Source organism: Streptomyces sp. SAI-135, from assembly GCF_029893805.1.
Taxonomy (GTDB): Bacteria; Actinomycetota; Actinomycetes; order Streptomycetales; family Streptomycetaceae; genus Streptomyces.
This window is the reverse complement of the sequence record NZ_JARXYP010000002.1, coordinates 2361116-2377390: the sequence shown is the minus strand read 5'-3', so window position 1 is coordinate 2377390 and position 16275 is coordinate 2361116. Positions and strand designations below refer to the sequence as shown.

Here is a 16275-nt window from a genome sequence, read left to right as displayed (position 1 = left end):
CGCAATGACGCAGCACCTTCGTAGCAAGCGCTTGCAGAGACCGGGACCCGGAAAGGTCCTGGCCGCTGTGCTCGGTCTGGTGGCCGCGCTGAGCCTGGGGGCGATCGGGCAGGCCGAGGCCGCCACCGTCGAGAAGGCCCCGGCCGACCAGGTCCGCGCCGACCGCTGGAGCGACCGGGCCCACGGCTTCGCCTCCCTCGCCGGCGGCACCACCGGAGGGGCCGGCGGCAAGGTCGTCACCGTCACCGACCAGGCCGCGCTGGCCGCCTACGCGGCGGCCGAGGAGCCGTACGTCATACGGGTCTCGGGCACGATAGCCGTCGAGCCCTTCGGCTCGGACATCGTCGTGACCTCGAACAAGACGATCATCGGCGTCGGCGACACCGGCGAGATCGTCCACGGCGAGCTGCACCTGAACCCCGGCACGCACAACGTGATCATCCGCAACCTGACCATCCGCGACTCCTACGTCGAGGGCGACTGGGACGGCAAGACGACCGACTTCGACGCGATCCAGATGGACACCGCCGACCACGTCTGGATCGACCACAACCGCTTCGAGCACATGGGCGACGGGCTGCTCGACATCCGCAAGGACAGCCAGTACGTCACCGTCTCCTACAACCAGTTCCGCAGCCACAACAAGGCGTTCGGGATCGGCTGGACGGCCAACGTGCTGACGCAGATCACCGTCGACCACAACTGGTTCACCGGGACCAAGCAGCGCAACCCGTCCGCGGACAACTGCGCCTACGCCCACCTCTACAACAACTACCTCTCGGCACAGGTGGCCGACGGGGACCCGGTGTGGACGTACGGGAACTGGTCGCGCGGCCGGACCAGGATGGTCATCGAGAACAGCTACTACGACGGGGTCCGGCATCCCTACCAGGCCGACGCCACGGCGGAGTTGGTGCAGCGCGGGTCGATCCTGAGGAACACGACCGGGCGGACGGACGCGTGGGGCACGGCCTTCGACCCGCGGTCCTTCTACGACTACCGGCCGGACCCGGCCGCCGCCGTGCCCGCGCTGGTGTCCCGCTTCTCCGGACCGCAGCAGCGGATCGGGGTGACCCTGCACGTCCCCGGCGACCACCCGACCGTGCAGGCCGCCGTGGACGCGGTGCCCGACGGGAACACCGTGCCGGTGACGATCGCCGTCGCGCCGGGCACCTACCGGGCCAAGGTGTACATCCCGGCGGCCAAGCCGCACCTCGTGCTCCAGGGCACCGGACAGGACCGGTCCGACACCGTCATCGTCCACGACACCCCCGCCGAGTACGGCGGTTCGACGGGCAGCGCGACGGTCCGGATCGCCGCGAACGACGTCACCGCCCGCCACCTCACCTTCAGCAACGACTTCGACGAGGCCGCGGTCGAGCTGAAGGGCGAGCAGGCCCTCGCCATGAAGACGACCGGTGACCGGATCGTCTTCGAGGACACCGCCTTCCTGGGCAACCAGGACACGCTGATGACCGACAGCCCCAAGCTGGACGCCATCAGCCGGGTCTACATCCGCGACTCGTACATCGAGGGCGATGTCGACTTCGTCTACGGCCGGGCGACGACGGTGATCGAACGGTCCGTGATCCGGGCCCTGAGCCGCGGCTCGGACTCCAACAACGGGTACATCACGGCCGCCTCGACCTGGACGGGCAATCCGTACGGGTTCCTGATCACCCGGTCGAAGGTCGTGAGCGACGCCCCGGACCGGACCTTCCACCTGGGGCGGCCGTGGCACCCCGGCGGTGAACCCGCCGCCGTGGCCCAGGTGTTGTTCCGCGACACCGACCTTCCGGCCGCCGTGAAGACCGCGCCCTGGACCGACATGAGCGGCTTCTCGTGGAAGGACGCGCGGTTCGCCGAGTACCGCAACACCGGACCGGGCGCGGCCCCGAGCGCCGACCGGCCGCAGCTCGACGCCGCCGACGCGAGGACGTACACCGTCGCGAACTACCTGAAGGGCAGCGACGGCTGGGCCCCCCACGCCCACCCCTGACTTCCCCCCACGACTTCACATCTCCGCTGGAATCAGAAGAAGAAGAGAGCCGATCAATGAAGATCAGTATCCGCAGAAGCAGGCGCGCTGCCATAGCTGTCGCCCTCGGGTCCGTCCTGGCGCTGACCGCCACCGCCTGCGGTGACGACGGCAGCGGCGCCGGCGGCGACAAGGGCGACGAGGGCAGCGGCAAGGGCAAGATCGTCTTCTGGGACAACAACGGCGGTGTGCGCACCGACATCTGGAAGGAGATCATCGCCGACTTCCAGAAGGCAAACCCGGACATCAAGGTCGAGTACGTCGGCATCGCGTCCACCGAGTACCAGTCCAAGGTCGACACCGCCATCCAGGGCGGCGGCCTGCCGGACGTCGGCGGTGTCGGCGCGGCCATGCTCGCCGGGTTCGCCGCGCAGAACGCGCTGGAGCCGCTCGACGACCGGCTCGCGGGCTCCTCCCTCGACGGCAAGCTCAACGAGGACATGGTGAGCGTGCTGAAGTCGTCCGGGGGCGGGGACGGCACCCTGTACTCCATCCCGACCTCCGCCAACAACGGTGTGCTGTACTACCGGACCGACCTGTTCAAGAAGGCCGGCCTGGACGAGCCGACGACCTGGGACAAGTTCTACGAGGCCGCCGCCGAGCTCACCGACGCGAAGAAGAACGAGTTCGGCTACACCATCCGCGGCGGAGCCGGGTCCATCGCGCAGGCCCTGGACGCGATGTACGGGCAGAGCGGGATCACCTCCTTCTGGGACGGCGACAAGACCACGGTCAACGACCCCAAGAACGTGGCGGCGCTGGAGAAGTACGCGGCGCTGTACAAGAAGGACACTCCGGCGGCCGACCTCAACAACGACTTCACCAAGATGGTCGCGCAGTGGGACTCCGGCACGATCGGCATGCTGAACCACAACCTGGGCTCCTACCAGGACCATGTGAAGGCGCTCGGGGTCGGCAAGTTCCGGGGTATTCCGCAGCCGATCGGTGCGAACGGCAAGCGGGTCCAGGTGTCCAACCCCGTCGACGGGCTCGGGGTGTTCAAGAGCTCGAAGAACAAGGAGGCCGCCTGGAAGTTCATCGAGTTCGCGACCTCGCACGCGGAGAACTCGAAGTTCAACAAGGCCGCCGGGCAGGTGCCGTCGAACAACGACGCCGCGAAGGACTCCTGGATCTCCGAGGCCGAGCCCACGAAGCTCGCCGCCGCCGCGCTGACCGACGGTTCCACGACCATCGTCCAGCTGCCGTACTACCTGCCCGACTGGAACACCATCTCCAAGGCCGACAACGAGCCGAACTTCCAGAAGGTGCTGCTCGGTGACATGAGCGCGAAGGACTTCCTGGACACCATGGCCGACCAGCTGAACAAGGCGCAGGCCGAATGGAAGGAACAGAACGGCTGAGATCTCGGGTGGTTCCGATCGTGGGGAACTGCGGGTCCGTCGTGGCCGGCCGCGCAGTTCCCCGCGCCCCTGGGGAAGAGAGGCTGACCTGTAATGGCACTTACCCGTAGACAAGTCACCGTGGCCGCGATCGCCGCCGTGCCCGTCGCTTTCGGCGCAACCGGTACCGCCCAGGCCGGAGAACGGCGGACCCTGTACATCGCCGGTGACTCCACCGCCGCCCAGAAATACTCCGACGCCGCTCCCGAGACCGGGTGGGGCATGGCGCTGCCCTTCTTTCTGCACAGAGACCTTTCCGTCGCCAATCACGCGGTGAACGGACGGAGTTCGAAGTCCTTCGTCGACGAGGGCCGGCTCGACGCGATCCTCCGGCTGATCAGGCCCGGTGACCTGCTCCTCGTCCAGTTCGGGCACAACGACGAGAAGAGCGCCGATCCCACCCGCTACACCGAGCCCTGGACGACGTACCAGGACCATCTACGGCTGTACGTCGACGGCGCCCGCGCGAAAGGGGCCCGGCCGGTGCTCGCCACCTCCGTGGAGCGGCGGAAGTTCGACGCGAGCGGCAACGCCGTGCCGACCCACGGGGAGTACCCCGCGGCGATGCGGGCCCTCGCCCGGGAGGAGGGCGTCGCGCTGCTCGACATCCAGGCCCTGTCGCTCGCGCTGTGGCAGCGACTCGGCGTCGAGGAGACCAAGAAGTACTTCAACTGGACCGCCGCCGAGCAGGACAACACGCACTTCAATCCGCCCGGTGCCGTCGCGGTGGCCCGACTGGTCGCCTGTGAACTGCTGCGGCACCGCGTGCTGGCGCCCCGGGACGTGCGTCGGCTCGATGCCGACATTCCGGACTCCTGGATCACCTGGCCGTCCCCGGCCACCGTCTGACCCTTCTTCGCAGTCGAGAGAGAGCCGCACCATGAACACACAGATATGGCATGGGCATGTCACAGCGAAGGCCCTGGCCGTGGCGGGCTGCACCGCCCTCGTCCTCGCGGCCACCGGCACCACCGCCCAGGCCAAGGCCCCTGACGCGGCCCGCCAGACCCTCCCCGCCGGGGACGGCTGGGCCTCCGAGGGCACCGGCACCACCGGAGGCGCGGCCGCCGACGCCGCCCACGTGTACACCGTCACCGACTGGGCCGGCTTCAAGGCCGCACTCGCCGCGGGCGGGACGGCACCGAAGATCATCAAGGTGAAGGGGACCATCGACGCCGTCTCCGAGGGCTGTGACTCCCTCGCCGCGCCCGGATACGACTTCGACGCCTATCTGGCGAAGTACTCGCCGGAGGTCTGGGGCCTGGACACCGACCTGAGTGCCGAGCCCGACGACAGCCCCGAGGGCCTGCGCCGCGCCTCCGCCGCCCACCAGGACCAGACCATCAAGGCGAACATCCCCGCCAACACCACGATCATCGGCGTCGGCAAGAACGCCGGGTTCAAGGGCGCCAGCCTCCAGATCAGGGCCGTGGACAACGTCATCGTCCGCAACCTCACCTTCGAGAGCCCCATCGACTGCTTCCCGCAGTGGGACCCCACCGACGGCACCAAGGGCAACTGGAACTCCGAGTACGACACCGCCGTCGTCTACGGCTCCACCCATGTCTGGCTGGACCACAACACCTTCACCGACGGCAGTCACCCCGACAGTGCCGCGCCCACCTACTTCGGCATGCTCTACCAGCAGCACGACGGCGAGCTGGACATCGTCCGCGGCGCGAACCACGTCACCGCCTCCTGGAACGTCTTCACCGAGCACGACAAGACGATCCTGATCGGCAACAGCGACAGCGAGTCGACGGCGGCGGGGGACCGGGGCAAGCTCAAGGTCACCTTTCACCACAACCTGTTCTCGAACCTCGTCGAGCGCGCACCCCGCGTGCGGTTCGGGCAGGTCGACTCCTACAACAACCACTTCGTGGCGAACGGCGACTACTCCTACAGCTTCGGCATCGGCAAGGAGTCCCAACTCGTCGCCGAGCACAACGCGTTCACGCTGCCTACGGGGGTCAGCGCGGCCAAGGTGCTCAAGCGGTGGAACGTCTCCCCGCTCACCGCCACCGACAACTACGTCAACGGAGAGCCCACCGACCTGATCGCCGTGCACAACGCCGAGATCCCCGCCGAGACCCTGGAGTCGGGCGCGGGCTGGACACCGACCCTGCGCACGAAGGTCGACCCCACCAGGAAGGTCCCGGGCATCGTCGACCGCGGCGCGGGCGCGGGCCGCGTCTGCTGACACCGCTCCCGCTCGACCGGCGGAACCCGCCGACGCGGCTTCCGCCGACCGGCCGGGTCCGCACAGGCGGGTCCTGCCGACCGGACGAGGTCGCCGTCAGGGTCCCGCCGAGCCGCCACCCCCGCCAACGAGGCCCCGCCCGACCGGCCGGGTCCGCTCGACAGGTCGGCTCTGCCGGCGAGGTCCTCCTCGACCGATGGGTCCGCCGACGCGGGCTCGTTCGATTGGGCGGGTCCGCTGATGCAGGCCCGCTCGACGGGGCGGGTCTGTCGGCGAGGTCCTCCTCGACGGACGGGTCCGCCGGTCCCAGCCCCACCGACAGGCCCCGGTCTGTCGGAACCACCCCCCCCCGACCGGCCGGGGCGGAATCCAGCGGCCGCCCCGGCCACCTCACCCCCCCCACGCGAGGCCCCCCAACCCCAGAGCCGCGTTCCCAAGGAGCATCCGCATGTCCTCGCACCACGCACAACTCCCCCTGTCCAGAAGGGGGTTCCTGCTCGCGAGCACGGGAGCCGCAGCCGCGCTCGCTCTCAGCACGAGCCGCGCGACGGCCATCCCGGCAAGGCGCCCGTTCGGACGGTTCGGGTCACCGTCCGCCCGCCTCACCCCGCAGACGCTGTACGTCGACCCGAAGGGCCGCGGTGACCACATCACCGTCAAGGACGCCGTCACCGCGGCCGCCGGCAGCGGCTGGACCCTGGTCCTCGCCCCCGGCACCTACCGGGAGACCGTCGCCGTCGACGTCACCCGCACCGAGGCGACCTGGATCGGCGCCTCCGAGGACCCCCGGGACGTCGTGATCGTGTACGACAACGCGGCCGGCACCCCCAAACCGGGCGGCGGCACCTACGGCACCACCGGATCCGCGACCACCACGGTCCAGGCCGACGGCTTCACCGCCCGCTGGATCACCTTCGCCAACGACTGGCTGCGCGCAGACCACCCCGGCATCACCGGCACCCAGGCCGTCGCCCTCAAGGTCCAGGGCGACCGCTCCGCCTTCCACCACTGCCGCTTCCTCGGCCACCAGGACACCCTCTACGCCGACTCGATCGCCCTCACGTCCTTCGCCCGCCAGTACTTCTCGCACTGCTACGCAGAGGGGGACGTCGACTTCGTCTTCGGACGGGCCACGGCGGTCTACGAGCACTGCCACTTCCGGACCCTGGACCGGACCGACCTGGCGGCGGCGCCGTACGGGTTCGTCTTCGCGCCCTCCACGGCGGGGGCGAACCCGCGCGGATACCTGGTGACCCACGGCCGGATCTCCAGCGAGGCCCCGGACGCCGCCTACAAGCTGGCCCGTCCGTGGGTACCGAGCTCCGACACCACGGCCCGTCCGTCCCTCGTGGTCCGGGACACCCTGCTCGGCCCCGGCATCGACGCCGCCGTCCCCTACGCCACCATGTCGGACGCCTTCCCCTGGCAGGACCAGCGCTTCGCCGAGTACCGCAACACCGGCCCCGGCGCCCGGATCACCGTCCCGGAGAACCGGCCCCAGCTCACCCGCGAACAGGCCGCGTCCGCGACCCGGGAGACCTGGCTCGGCGACTGGCAGCCGTGGAAGGAGGCGTGCTGAGATGCGCAGAAGGACCTTCCTGGCCGCCGGTGCGGGACTCGTCGTCGCCTCGGCCGGCCCGGCCCACGCCGGGACCCGCCGTGTCCTGCACGTCCGCCCCGGCGACTCCGTCCAGGCCGCCGTGGACGCGGTCACCGGCCCGGGCTGGACGATCGTCGTGCACCCGGGCACCTACCGCGAGGTCGTCAGCGTCCCCGCCGAGAAGGCGGAGCTGACCCTGCGCGGGGCGAGCCGTGACCCGCGCGCAGCCGTGATCGTCCACGACAACGCCAACGGCACACAGAAGCCCGACGGTTCGGGCACCTACGGCACCGCGGGCTCGGCCACCTTCACCTCCGCGGCCCCCGGCCTCACCGTCCGCGATCTCACCCTCGCCAACGACTGGCTGCGCGCCGAGCACCCCGACATCACCGGCACCCAGGCTGTCGCCGCGTACACCTACGGCGACCGCACGCACTTCGAGAACGTCCGGCTCCTGGCCCACCAGGACACCCTCTTCGTCGAGACGACCGCGCTCGCCTCCTTCGACCGGCAGTACTTCCGTCGCTGCCGGATCGAGGGAGACGTCGACTTCGTCTTCGGACGGGCCACCGCCGTCTTCGAGGAGTGCCACTTCCGCACCCTCCGGCGGGACGTCGACTTCACCCCCAAGGGCATGGTCTTCGCCCCCTCCACGGCCCGCGCCAATCCGTACGGCCTCCTCGCCGTCCGTTCCCGCTTCACCTCCGCCGCCGAGGACGGGGCGTACAAGCTGGCCCGGCCCTGGGTGCCGTCGTACGAGACGACCGCCTGGCCGTCCCTCGTGGTGCGCAACTCCTGGATCGGCCCCGGCATCGACCCGGTCGCGCCCTACACCGACATGCGCGAGGCCTACCCCTGGCAGACCATGCGCTTCCGGGAGTACGCCAACTCCGGTCCGGGCGCGGTCGTTTCGGTGCCGGAGAACCGGCCGCAGCTGACGTCCGCCGAGGCCGCCGTGCACACCAGGCGGACGTATCTCGGGGACTGGAGGCCTTATGAGTGCCCGTGACCCGCTGGGGCGGCGGGCGTTCGTGGTGGGTGCCGGAGCGGCCGTGCTGGCCGGGGGAGCGGTGAGCCCCGCGCAGGCGGGGGTCGTGGACGGCCCGCTGCCCGACTTCCACCCGGCGCTCAAGGCCGCGCTGACGTTCCCGCTGGCCTGGGGGACCTCACCGGTCCGCGACTTCCGTGCCTGGCGCCGGCTGGCCCGTGCCAAGGTCGAGGAGCACCTCCTCGTCGACCGCGAGGACGGAACCCCGTACGCACCCGAGCACAGCCGGGTCTGCGAAGGCGACGGATACACGCGGGAGTTGGTCACCCTCTCCCTCACCCGCCACGAGCGGGTCCGGGCCGCCCTGCTCACCCCGCACGGCCCCGGCCCGTTCCCCGCCGTGCTGCTGCTCCACGACCACGGGGCCAGGTTCGACATCGGCAAGGAGAAACTGGTCCGGCCCTGGTACGACGACACCCGGCTGGCCTCCGCCCAGGCCTGGGCGGACAAGTACTTCAGCGGCCGGTTCGTCGGTGACGAGCTGGCCCGGCGCGGCTATGTCGTGCTGTGCGCGGACGCGCTCGGCTGGGGCGACCGCGGGCCGGTCGCCTACGACCAGCAGCAGGCCCTGGCGAGCAACTTCTACAACCTGGGCTCCTCGCTCGCCGGACTCATGGCCCGCGAGGACGCCCGCGCCGCCGAGTTCCTCGCCGGTCTCGACCGGGTGGACGCCCGTCGCACGGCCGCCGTGGGGTTCTCCATGGGCGCCTACCGCGCCTGGCAGACGGCCGCGCTGACCGACTCCGTCCGGGCCACGGCGTCCGTCTGCTGGATGACCGGCCTCAAGGAGATGATGGTGCCCGGCAACAACACCCTGCGCGGGCAGTCCAGTTACTACATGCTCCACCCGGGGCTGCCCCGGTTCCTCGACTTCCCCGACGTGGCGGGCATCGCCGCACCCAGGCCGATGCTCTTCTTCAACGGCGGCCTCGACCCGCTGTTCCCCGCCGACGGCGTCCGCGTGGCGTACGACAAGCTGCGCGCCGTCTGGCACTCCCGCCACGCCGAGGAGCGGTTGCACCTCAAGACCTGGCCCGAGCTCGGCCATGTCTTCGTCGACCGCATGCAGGACGAGGTCGTCGACTGGCTCGACTCCGTCCTGTGAACCATCCCCCCACCCGCATCCGAAGGGACCCGCTCCCCATGTCTCGTCGTACCGCTCTCCTCGCCACGGCGGCCCTCGCGCTCGGCTCGGGCCTCGCCGTCCTCCCCACCCAGGCGCAGGCCGCGACCGTGGTCGTCAGCAACGCGACCGACCTGTCCAACGCCGTCAAGAACGCCACCGCCGGCACGGTCATCCAGGTCCGCGGCGGCACCTACTACCCGACGGCCACCCTCCAGTCCACGGCCAACGGCAGCTCCTCCGCGCCCATCACGCTCACCGCGTACGGCTCGGAGACCGTGAAGATCGACGGCTCCTCGCTCCCCGCCGGTGACTGGATCTTCAAGCTGACCGCCGACTACTGGAACGTCTCCAACATCACGTTCCAGAACTCCCCGGACAGCGCGGTCGTGTGCACGTCCTGCACCGGCACCAACTGGAACAACATCAAGACCATCAACGGCGGCGACTCCGGCTTCACGCTCACCGGCGACGGCACGGTCAACAACACCGTCAAGAACATCGACTCCTACGGCCACTACGACGCCGCGAACCACGGCGAGAACGCCGACGGCATCGCCGTGAAGTTCGGCTCCGGCACCGGCAACCTCATCACCGGGGCCCGCCTGTACAACAACTCGGACGACGGCATCGACTTCTGGTCCTTCTCCTCGCCCGTCACCGTCGAGCACACCTGGTCCATGGGCAACGGCGTCAACCGCTGGTCCGACTCGGCCTTCGCGGGCGACGGCAACGGCTACAAGCTGGGCGGCGACGGCGAGGTCGTCGCCCACGTCGTCAACAACTCCGCCGCCTGGGGCAACGCCGGCAACGGCTTCACCGAGAACTCCAACACCGGTGCCCTCGTCATCAACCGCACCACCGCCTACGCCAACAGCAAGTGGGGCTACTACTTCGCCACCGGCTCCGCGAAGCTCGGCAAGAACCTCGCGGTGAGCAACGGCAGCGGCTCGGTCAACAAGGGCTCCAAGGTCACCTCGGCCGGCAACAACTGGGACAGCGGGATCAGCACCCCCGCGTTCAGGTCGACGGACGCCTCGACGACGTACAACGCCCGCGGCGCCGGCGGCACCCTGCCCGCGACCACCTTCCTGACGACGGGCAGCACGACCATCGGGGCGACGATGAACTAGGACTTCCGGGGTGCTTGACCCGTTTTTTACCGGGCGGGTCTCGCGCCCACCGGGGTGACGCGCGTAGAACCTCTGTCATGCATAAGTCACTGCGTTTCGCCGCCGTCGCCTCGGCCTGTGCCGTCGCCGGCGCCGCCCTCTACGGCGCCGGCGCGGCCACCGCCGGCCAGTCCACGGCGAACTCCACGCACGAGCCCTACAACATCGGGCTCCTGGTCAAGGACATCGACACCTACTACGGCACCGCGGCCGACGCGAACGGTGTCTACCAGGCGTCGCCCACCAGCCCCTACGCCAAGGACCTCGCGAGCATCGACAAGGCCGCGAGGAAGTACATCGACCAGGCCGCCCGCAAGGCGCACCACAAGGGCGAGAAGCCCGCCGTCGTCTTCGACATCGACGACACCCTGCTGCTCAGCCTCGACTACGAGAAGCGCTACAACTACACCTACAACTCGACCACGTGGGCCGACTACGTGAACCGCGCCGACCGCCCGGCCGTCTTCGGCAGCCCCGAGCTCGTGCAGTACGCCGAGAAGAAGGGCGTCGAGGTCTTCTACAACTCCGGCCTCAGCGAGGCGCAGCGCTCGGCCGCGGTCGAGAACCTGAAGAAGGTCGGCGCCGACGTCAACCTCGACACCGGCCACGTGTTCCTCAAGGACAAGGCGAACCCGCCGTCCTACCTGAGCGCCTGCGCCACCCCGGGCACCTGGACCTGCACCACCGTGCAGTACAAGTCCGGCACCCGCGCGCACATCGAGAAGGACCTCGGGTACGAGATCATCGCCAACTTCGGCGACCAGTACTCCGACCTGGAGGGCGGCTACGCCGACCGCACGTACAAGCTCCCGAACCCGACGTACTTCGTGAGCTAGTCCCCGCCGAAGGGACAGCTCAGGCCGGCGAAACGCCGGAACGCCCCGCCTGTCGTCACAGGTGGGGCGTTCCTCGTGCCGGCTCGAGGGGGGCTCCAGCCGGCAGCTGCCGGCCGAGGGGGGCTCAGGCCGGCAGGTCTGTGCACTACCAGAGACGTCCAAGGTCACCGAATGGTTGTTCCCCTGGCCTGAACCAGTGGTGCGCAAGCGATGGTTGGGCTGTCCGGTGCGGACCGTGCACCCCTTGGGTCGCCGCCGACGGGCAAAGGGTTGCCGTGCCGACGAGACTTTCCTACGAGTCCCCTCCGTCCGCGGATCCGCCGTCCTGGGCGGAGAAGTCGCCCTTCACGGCGAGGTTCCCGGACGCCGCGGTCGCCGCCGCCGTATAGCGGTCGTCCTTCGCGTCGCGGCCGCCCCGCTCGTGGTTGTACTGCCCGGCGAACACCCACTCGCCCTTCGGGACCGTACGGCCGTCCTTGAGCACCCAGGTGTAGACGAGGAAACCGTCCTTCTCGGCGACGGTCAGCGTGAAGTCGTCCTCGGGCAGCGAGCGCCAGGCACCGGAGTCGGTGACCCCGCCGGTCTGCGCGATCCGCAACTCCACCGTGAGCGCGGTCAGCTGCTCGGAGGTCTTGAAGGTCAGATTGCTCTGCGCCCAGAACTCGTTGCTGTGGGAGTCCACCGAGCCGTCCGACCACAGCGGGCCGTCCTCGGCGCCGGGCGCCCGCACCCCGGTGGAGGCGCTCGGCGTGCCCGAGGGTGTGCCGCTCGGCTGCTCCGCCCGGCGCGTGGGGGTGCTGCTCGGCGTCGGATCCGCCCGCGGGGCGGGCGCACGGCTCGTCGCGTCCGGGGAAGGGGTGGGGGTGCCCGTTGCGGCGACCGACGTCCGCACGGGCGGCTCGTCCTTGACCGCGGACGCCACCGCGTAACCGCCGAAGCCCAGCACGCAGGCGACCGCGGCCGTCGCGCTCACCACCCGCACCCAGCCGTAGACCGGCGGCCGGGTCGCCCGGTGGTCGGGCTGCGTCTGTTCCGACATGCCGCGTTCGATCCGGGCGAGCATTTGCTCACGGTTCGGCTCGTGCGCCCCGGCCGCGTCCCGCAGCCGGGCGCGCAGTTCGCCGTGCACGTCCCGCCGCATGGTCATCGGTCCCTTCCTCCGGTGTCACCGGTGCGCGCCATCGCGGCATGCACCCTCAGCGGAGCGTTGCGGGGGCCGAGCAGCCGCTGCAACTCGGCCATCCCCTTGGAGGTCTGGCTCTTCACCGTACCGACCGACACACCCAGGGCCAGCGCGGTGTCCTTCTCGGAGAGGTCGAACGCGTGCCGCAGCACGACACACGCCCGCTTGCGGAACGGCAGCCTGCGCAGCGCCTCCTGGACGTCGACCGTGCCCGCCACGTCGGGGTTCTCGACCTTCTCCTCGCGCTGGGACCAGAACAGGGCGACGCGCCGGCGCTCGCGGACCGCGCTGCGGATGCGGGTGCGGGCCAGGTTGGCGACCACTCCGCGCGCGTACGCCGCCGGGTGGTCGGCCGTGCGCACCCGGTCCCAGCGGTGCCACAGGGCCAGCAACGCGTCCGCCGCCAGATCGTCGGCGGCGTCCGGCTCGCCGGTCAGCAGATGGGCGAGGCGGGACAGTTCGGCGTAATGGCGTTCGAAGAAGGCGTGGAACTCCACGGAGGCGGCGTCGTCGACGACTGTGCCCACGGGCTCCCTCTCCCTTGTGTGTCATGTGAATGACATGTGATCGTCCGGGGGTGGCCGGGCGGAGATCCGGAAGCCTAGCAGCGATCCAGCAAGCGCTCTCGTACGGGTCTTCGAACGATGGAGGACGGGCCGGACCCCGATTCCGTAACACGGAGAAAACCTGAAACGCGTTCACCACAGGAACAATCCAGCCAGCATCCGCACACGATCAGTCAGGCACCGAGGAGCAGCGAGCATGTCCGTCGACCGGTACTTCAGGATCTCCGAACGGGGATCCACCTTCGCCCGTGAGATACGCGGCGGCTTCGCCACCTTCTTCACGATGGCCTACATCCTTGTCCTGAATCCCATCATCCTCGGCAGTGCGAAGGACAAGTTCGGGCACCAGTTGGATGCGGTCCAGCTGACCACCGCGACGGCTCTGGTGGCCGCGGTGATGACGATCATCATGGGCGTGGGCGGCAACCTGCCGCTGGCGCTCGCCGCCGGGCTCGGCCTGAACGCGGTCGTCGCCTTCCAGATCGCCCCGCTGATGAGCTGGGACGACGCGATGGGACTGGTCGTCCTGGAAGGCCTGCTCATCTGTGTGCTGGTGGTCACCGGTCTGCGGGAGGCGGTCATGCACGCCATTCCGCAGCCGCTCAAGCAGGCGATCAGCGTGGGCATCGGGCTGTTCATCGCGTTCATCGGCTTCGTGGACGCGGGGTTCGTGAGCCGCATCCCCGACGCCGCGAACACCACCGTGCCGGTTCAGCTCGGCGGCACCGGCGCGCTCACCGGCTGGCCCATCCTGGTCTTCTGCCTCGGGGTGCTGCTGACGATCGGACTGCTCGCGCGCAAGGTCAAGGGCGCGATCCTGATCAGCATCGTGACCATGACGGTCCTCGCGATGATCATCAACTCGCTCGCCGACATCAAGACCTGGGGGCTGACCACCCCGAAGTGGCCCGACAAGGTCGTCGACACCCCCGACTTCGGACTGATCGGCCACTTCAGCCTGTTCGGTTCCTTCAGCGCGCCCGGCGTCGGGATCGTCACCGTCGTCCTGCTGGTCTTCACGCTGATCCTGTCCGACTTCTTCGACACGATGGGCACAGTCGTGGGGATCAGCGCGGAGGCGGGGCTGCTGGACGAGGAGGGCAAGGTCCCGGGCCTCGGCCGGGTGCTGCTGATCGACGGGGCAGCGGCGGTGGCCGGCGGAGCGGCCTCCGCCTCCTCCGCCACGTCGTACATCGAGTCGGCGGCGGGAGTCGGTGAGGGCGCGCGCACCGGCTTCTCGAACCTGATCACCGGCGGGCTCTTCGGCCTGGCGCTGTTCCTGACCCCGCTGCTGACCATCGTCCCGCTCCAGGCCGCCGCACCCGCGCTGGTCGCGGTGGGCTTCCTGATGATGACCCAGGTCAAGCACATCGACTGGGAGCGCTACGACATCGCGATCCCGGCGTTCCTGACCATCGCCGTGATGCCGTTCACCTACTCGATCACCAACGGCATCGGGGCCGGCTTCCTCGCCTACGTCGTGATCAAGGTGGTGCTGGGGAAGGCCAAGGAGATCCACTGGCTGCTGTGGGCCGCCTCGGCGCTGTTCCTCGTGTACTTCGCGATCGACCCGATCGAGCAGGTGCTCGGCACCAAGTAAGCATCACGAGGACTCAGTTCCTCAGGGCCGCCTCCATCATGGCCTTGGCCACGGGGGCGGCCAGTCCGTTGCCGCTCACCTCCGAGCGGGCCGCGTTCGACTGCTCCACGACCACCGCCACGGCGACCTCCTTGCCGTCGGCCTTCGCGTAGGACGTGAACCAGGCGTACGGCGTCTCGCTGTTGTTCTCGCCGTGCTGGGCGGTGCCCGTCTTGCCGCCCACCGTCGCACCGTCGATCCGGGCGTTGGTGCCGGTGCCGTCCGTGATCACCGACTGCATCGCCGACTGGAGTTGCTCCGCCGTGCCGGAGCTGATGATCCGGGTCGTGGTCGCCTCGTCGTCGTAGTTCTTCAGGACGTCGCCGCCATGGTCGGTGATCGTCGACACCATGTGCGGTGAGACCGACTTGCCGTCGTTGGCTATGGCCGCGGAGACCATGGCCATCTGGAGGGGGGTGGCCGTGACGTCGTACTGGCCGATGCCGGTCAGGGCCGTGGACGACTTGTCCATGCCGGAGGGGTAGACGCTGGTGTAGGCCCGCACCGGCACGTCCTGCTCGTCGTCGTTGAAGCCGAACTTCTCGGCCATCGCCCGCACCTTGTCCTGGCCGAGGTCGACGGCCATCTTCGCGAAGACGGTGTTGCAGGAGTACTCGAGCGCGACCCGGATCGAGGCGTTCTCACAGGGGGCCGAAGCGTTCTCGTTCTTCAGCGGGGTCACCGTGCCCGGCAGGGTGTACGGGTCCGGGCTGACGGTCTTCTGGTCCACCGAGGAGTACAGGCCGTCCTCCAGCGCGGCCGCGGCCACCACCAGCTTGAACGTCGAGCCGGGCGGCAGCGGCTGGCGCAGCGCGCGGTTGGTGAGCGGCTTGTCGGAGTCCGCGGTGAGCCGCTTCCACGCACCGCCCGCGGTGTTGGCGTCCGTCAGCGAGGAGGGATCGTACGAGGGCGTCGACACGACGGCCAGGATCTTGCCGGTCGCCGGGTCGATGGCGACGGCCGCGCCCTTCTTGTCGCCGAGCGCGTCGTACGCCGCCTTCTGCACGGACGGGTCGATCGTCGTGATCACATCACCGGGCTCGGCCCGCTGACCGGTGACCGTGTCCATGACGGTCTTGAGCCGGCTGTCCGTGCCGTTGAGGAGGTCGGCGTAGATGCCCTCCAGCTGGGTCGGGGCGTAGGCCTGCGAGGCGTAGCCCGTCACCGCCGCGTACAGCTTGCCGTCGGTGTACGTCCGCTTGTACGCGAGGTCGCTGTCCGTCGTCCGCTCGGAACCCGTCACGGCCCGTCCGGCCACGATGATGTTGCCGAGCGGCGAGGAGTACGTCTCGATCGCGTTCCGCCGGTTGTCGTTGTCGTCCGCTAGTGCCTGGCCCTCGTAGAACTGCACCCAGGTCGCCCGGATCAGCAGAGCGAACACCAGGAGCAGCGCGAAGACCGATGCGCGCCTGATCGTCTTGTTCATCCCACCGAGAAGACGATCAGGCGGGAGCGAATCGTTCCTACACG

13 protein-coding genes are annotated in these 16275 nt (G+C 69.6%); 10 read left to right on the top strand and 3 right to left on the bottom strand.

Translation table 11 applies throughout. The annotated features are described in order from the left end of the window. Positions 1-4 precede the first annotated feature (4 nt). The 9 genes from M2163_RS15225 (at position 5) to M2163_RS15185 (ending at position 11417) form a co-directional block, all read left to right on the top strand. Positions 5-1999, top strand: coding sequence for a pectinesterase family protein (locus M2163_RS15225; RefSeq protein WP_280894200.1), 1995 nt, complete (start codon positions 5-7; stop codon positions 1997-1999). Positions 2000-2055: 56 nt separating this feature from the next. Next, positions 2056-3399 (top strand): sugar ABC transporter substrate-binding protein, encoded by a 1344-nt coding sequence (locus M2163_RS15220; RefSeq protein WP_280852250.1) that lies wholly within the window; start codon positions 2056-2058, stop codon positions 3397-3399. Between the two features lie 93 nt (positions 3400-3492). Next, positions 3493-4287, top strand: a complete 795-nt coding sequence (locus M2163_RS15215; protein WP_280894199.1) for a rhamnogalacturonan acetylesterase — start codon at positions 3493-3495, stop codon at positions 4285-4287. Positions 4288-4318: 31 nt separating this feature from the next. Then, on the top strand, positions 4319-5638 hold the full coding sequence (locus M2163_RS15210) for a pectate lyase (protein ID WP_280894198.1): 1320 nt from the start codon (positions 4319-4321) through the stop codon (positions 5636-5638). Between the two features lie 448 nt (positions 5639-6086). Then, positions 6087-7217, top strand: coding sequence for a pectinesterase family protein (locus M2163_RS15205; protein ID WP_280894197.1), 1131 nt, complete (start codon positions 6087-6089; stop codon positions 7215-7217). A 1-nt stretch (position 7218) separates the two neighbouring features. Further along, entirely contained in the window at positions 7219-8247 is a 1029-nt protein-coding gene (locus M2163_RS15200) for a pectinesterase family protein (RefSeq protein ID WP_280894196.1), read from the top strand. Further along, complete coding sequence (locus M2163_RS15195; RefSeq protein WP_280894195.1) at positions 8234-9391, top strand: dienelactone hydrolase family protein; 1158 nt, start codon at positions 8234-8236, stop codon at positions 9389-9391. Before M2163_RS15200 ends, M2163_RS15195 begins: the two co-directional genes overlap by 14 nt. Positions 9392-9429: 38 nt before the next feature. Further along, a complete protein-coding gene (locus tag M2163_RS15190; protein WP_280852256.1) occupies positions 9430-10542 on the top strand; it encodes a chondroitinase-B domain-containing protein in 1113 nt (370 codons plus the stop codon). 77 nt (positions 10543-10619) lie between these two features. Continuing rightward, a complete protein-coding gene (locus M2163_RS15185) occupies positions 10620-11417 on the top strand; it encodes an HAD family acid phosphatase (RefSeq protein ID WP_280852257.1) in 798 nt (265 codons plus the stop codon). Between the two features lie 292 nt (positions 11418-11709). Here the strand turns inward: M2163_RS15185 and M2163_RS15180 are convergent, their stop codons facing one another. After that, a complete protein-coding gene (locus tag M2163_RS15180; protein ID WP_280852258.1) occupies positions 11710-12564 on the bottom strand; it encodes a hypothetical protein in 855 nt (284 codons plus the stop codon). Next, on the bottom strand, positions 12561-13127 hold the full coding sequence (locus M2163_RS15175; protein WP_280852259.1) for a SigE family RNA polymerase sigma factor: 567 nt from the start codon (positions 13125-13127) through the stop codon (positions 12561-12563). The genes M2163_RS15180 and M2163_RS15175 overlap by 4 nt, the downstream gene beginning before the upstream one ends. A 235-nt stretch (positions 13128-13362) precedes the next feature. Here M2163_RS15175 and M2163_RS15170 point away from each other — a divergent pair, with 235 nt between their 5' ends. Beyond that, a complete protein-coding gene (locus M2163_RS15170) occupies positions 13363-14766 on the top strand; it encodes an NCS2 family permease (protein WP_280852260.1) in 1404 nt (467 codons plus the stop codon). A 13-nt stretch (positions 14767-14779) separates the two neighbouring features. Here M2163_RS15170 and M2163_RS15165 read toward each other — a convergent pair whose 3' ends face one another. After that, the gene (locus M2163_RS15165; protein WP_280852261.1) at positions 14780-16231 is read right to left on the bottom strand and encodes a penicillin-binding transpeptidase domain-containing protein; all 1452 of its coding nucleotides are present in this window, start codon (positions 16229-16231) and stop codon (positions 14780-14782) included. Positions 16232-16275 lie beyond the last annotated feature (44 nt).

Coding starts and splice junctions, on each gene's coding strand:
- M2163_RS15195 (WP_280894195.1), top strand. CDS start 8,234: ATGAGTGCCCGTGACCCGCTGGGGCGGCGGGCGTTCGTGGTGGGTGCC.
- M2163_RS15210 (WP_280894198.1), top strand. CDS start 4,319: ATGAACACACAGATATGGCATGGGCATGTCACAGCGAAGGCCCTGGCC.
- M2163_RS15165 (WP_280852261.1), bottom strand. CDS start 16,231: ATGAACAAGACGATCAGGCGCGCATCGGTCTTCGCGCTGCTCCTGGTG.
- M2163_RS15180 (WP_280852258.1), bottom strand. CDS start 12,564: ATGACCATGCGGCGGGACGTGCACGGCGAACTGCGCGCCCGGCTGCGG.
- M2163_RS15200 (WP_280894196.1), top strand. CDS start 7,219: ATGCGCAGAAGGACCTTCCTGGCCGCCGGTGCGGGACTCGTCGTCGCC.
- M2163_RS15190 (WP_280852256.1), top strand. CDS start 9,430: ATGTCTCGTCGTACCGCTCTCCTCGCCACGGCGGCCCTCGCGCTCGGC.
- M2163_RS15205 (WP_280894197.1), top strand. CDS start 6,087: ATGTCCTCGCACCACGCACAACTCCCCCTGTCCAGAAGGGGGTTCCTG.
- M2163_RS15185 (WP_280852257.1), top strand. CDS start 10,620: ATGCATAAGTCACTGCGTTTCGCCGCCGTCGCCTCGGCCTGTGCCGTC.
- M2163_RS15220 (WP_280852250.1), top strand. CDS start 2,056: ATGAAGATCAGTATCCGCAGAAGCAGGCGCGCTGCCATAGCTGTCGCC.
- M2163_RS15215 (WP_280894199.1), top strand. CDS start 3,493: ATGGCACTTACCCGTAGACAAGTCACCGTGGCCGCGATCGCCGCCGTG.
- M2163_RS15170 (WP_280852260.1), top strand. CDS start 13,363: ATGTCCGTCGACCGGTACTTCAGGATCTCCGAACGGGGATCCACCTTC.
- M2163_RS15225 (WP_280894200.1), top strand. CDS start 5: ATGACGCAGCACCTTCGTAGCAAGCGCTTGCAGAGACCGGGACCCGGA.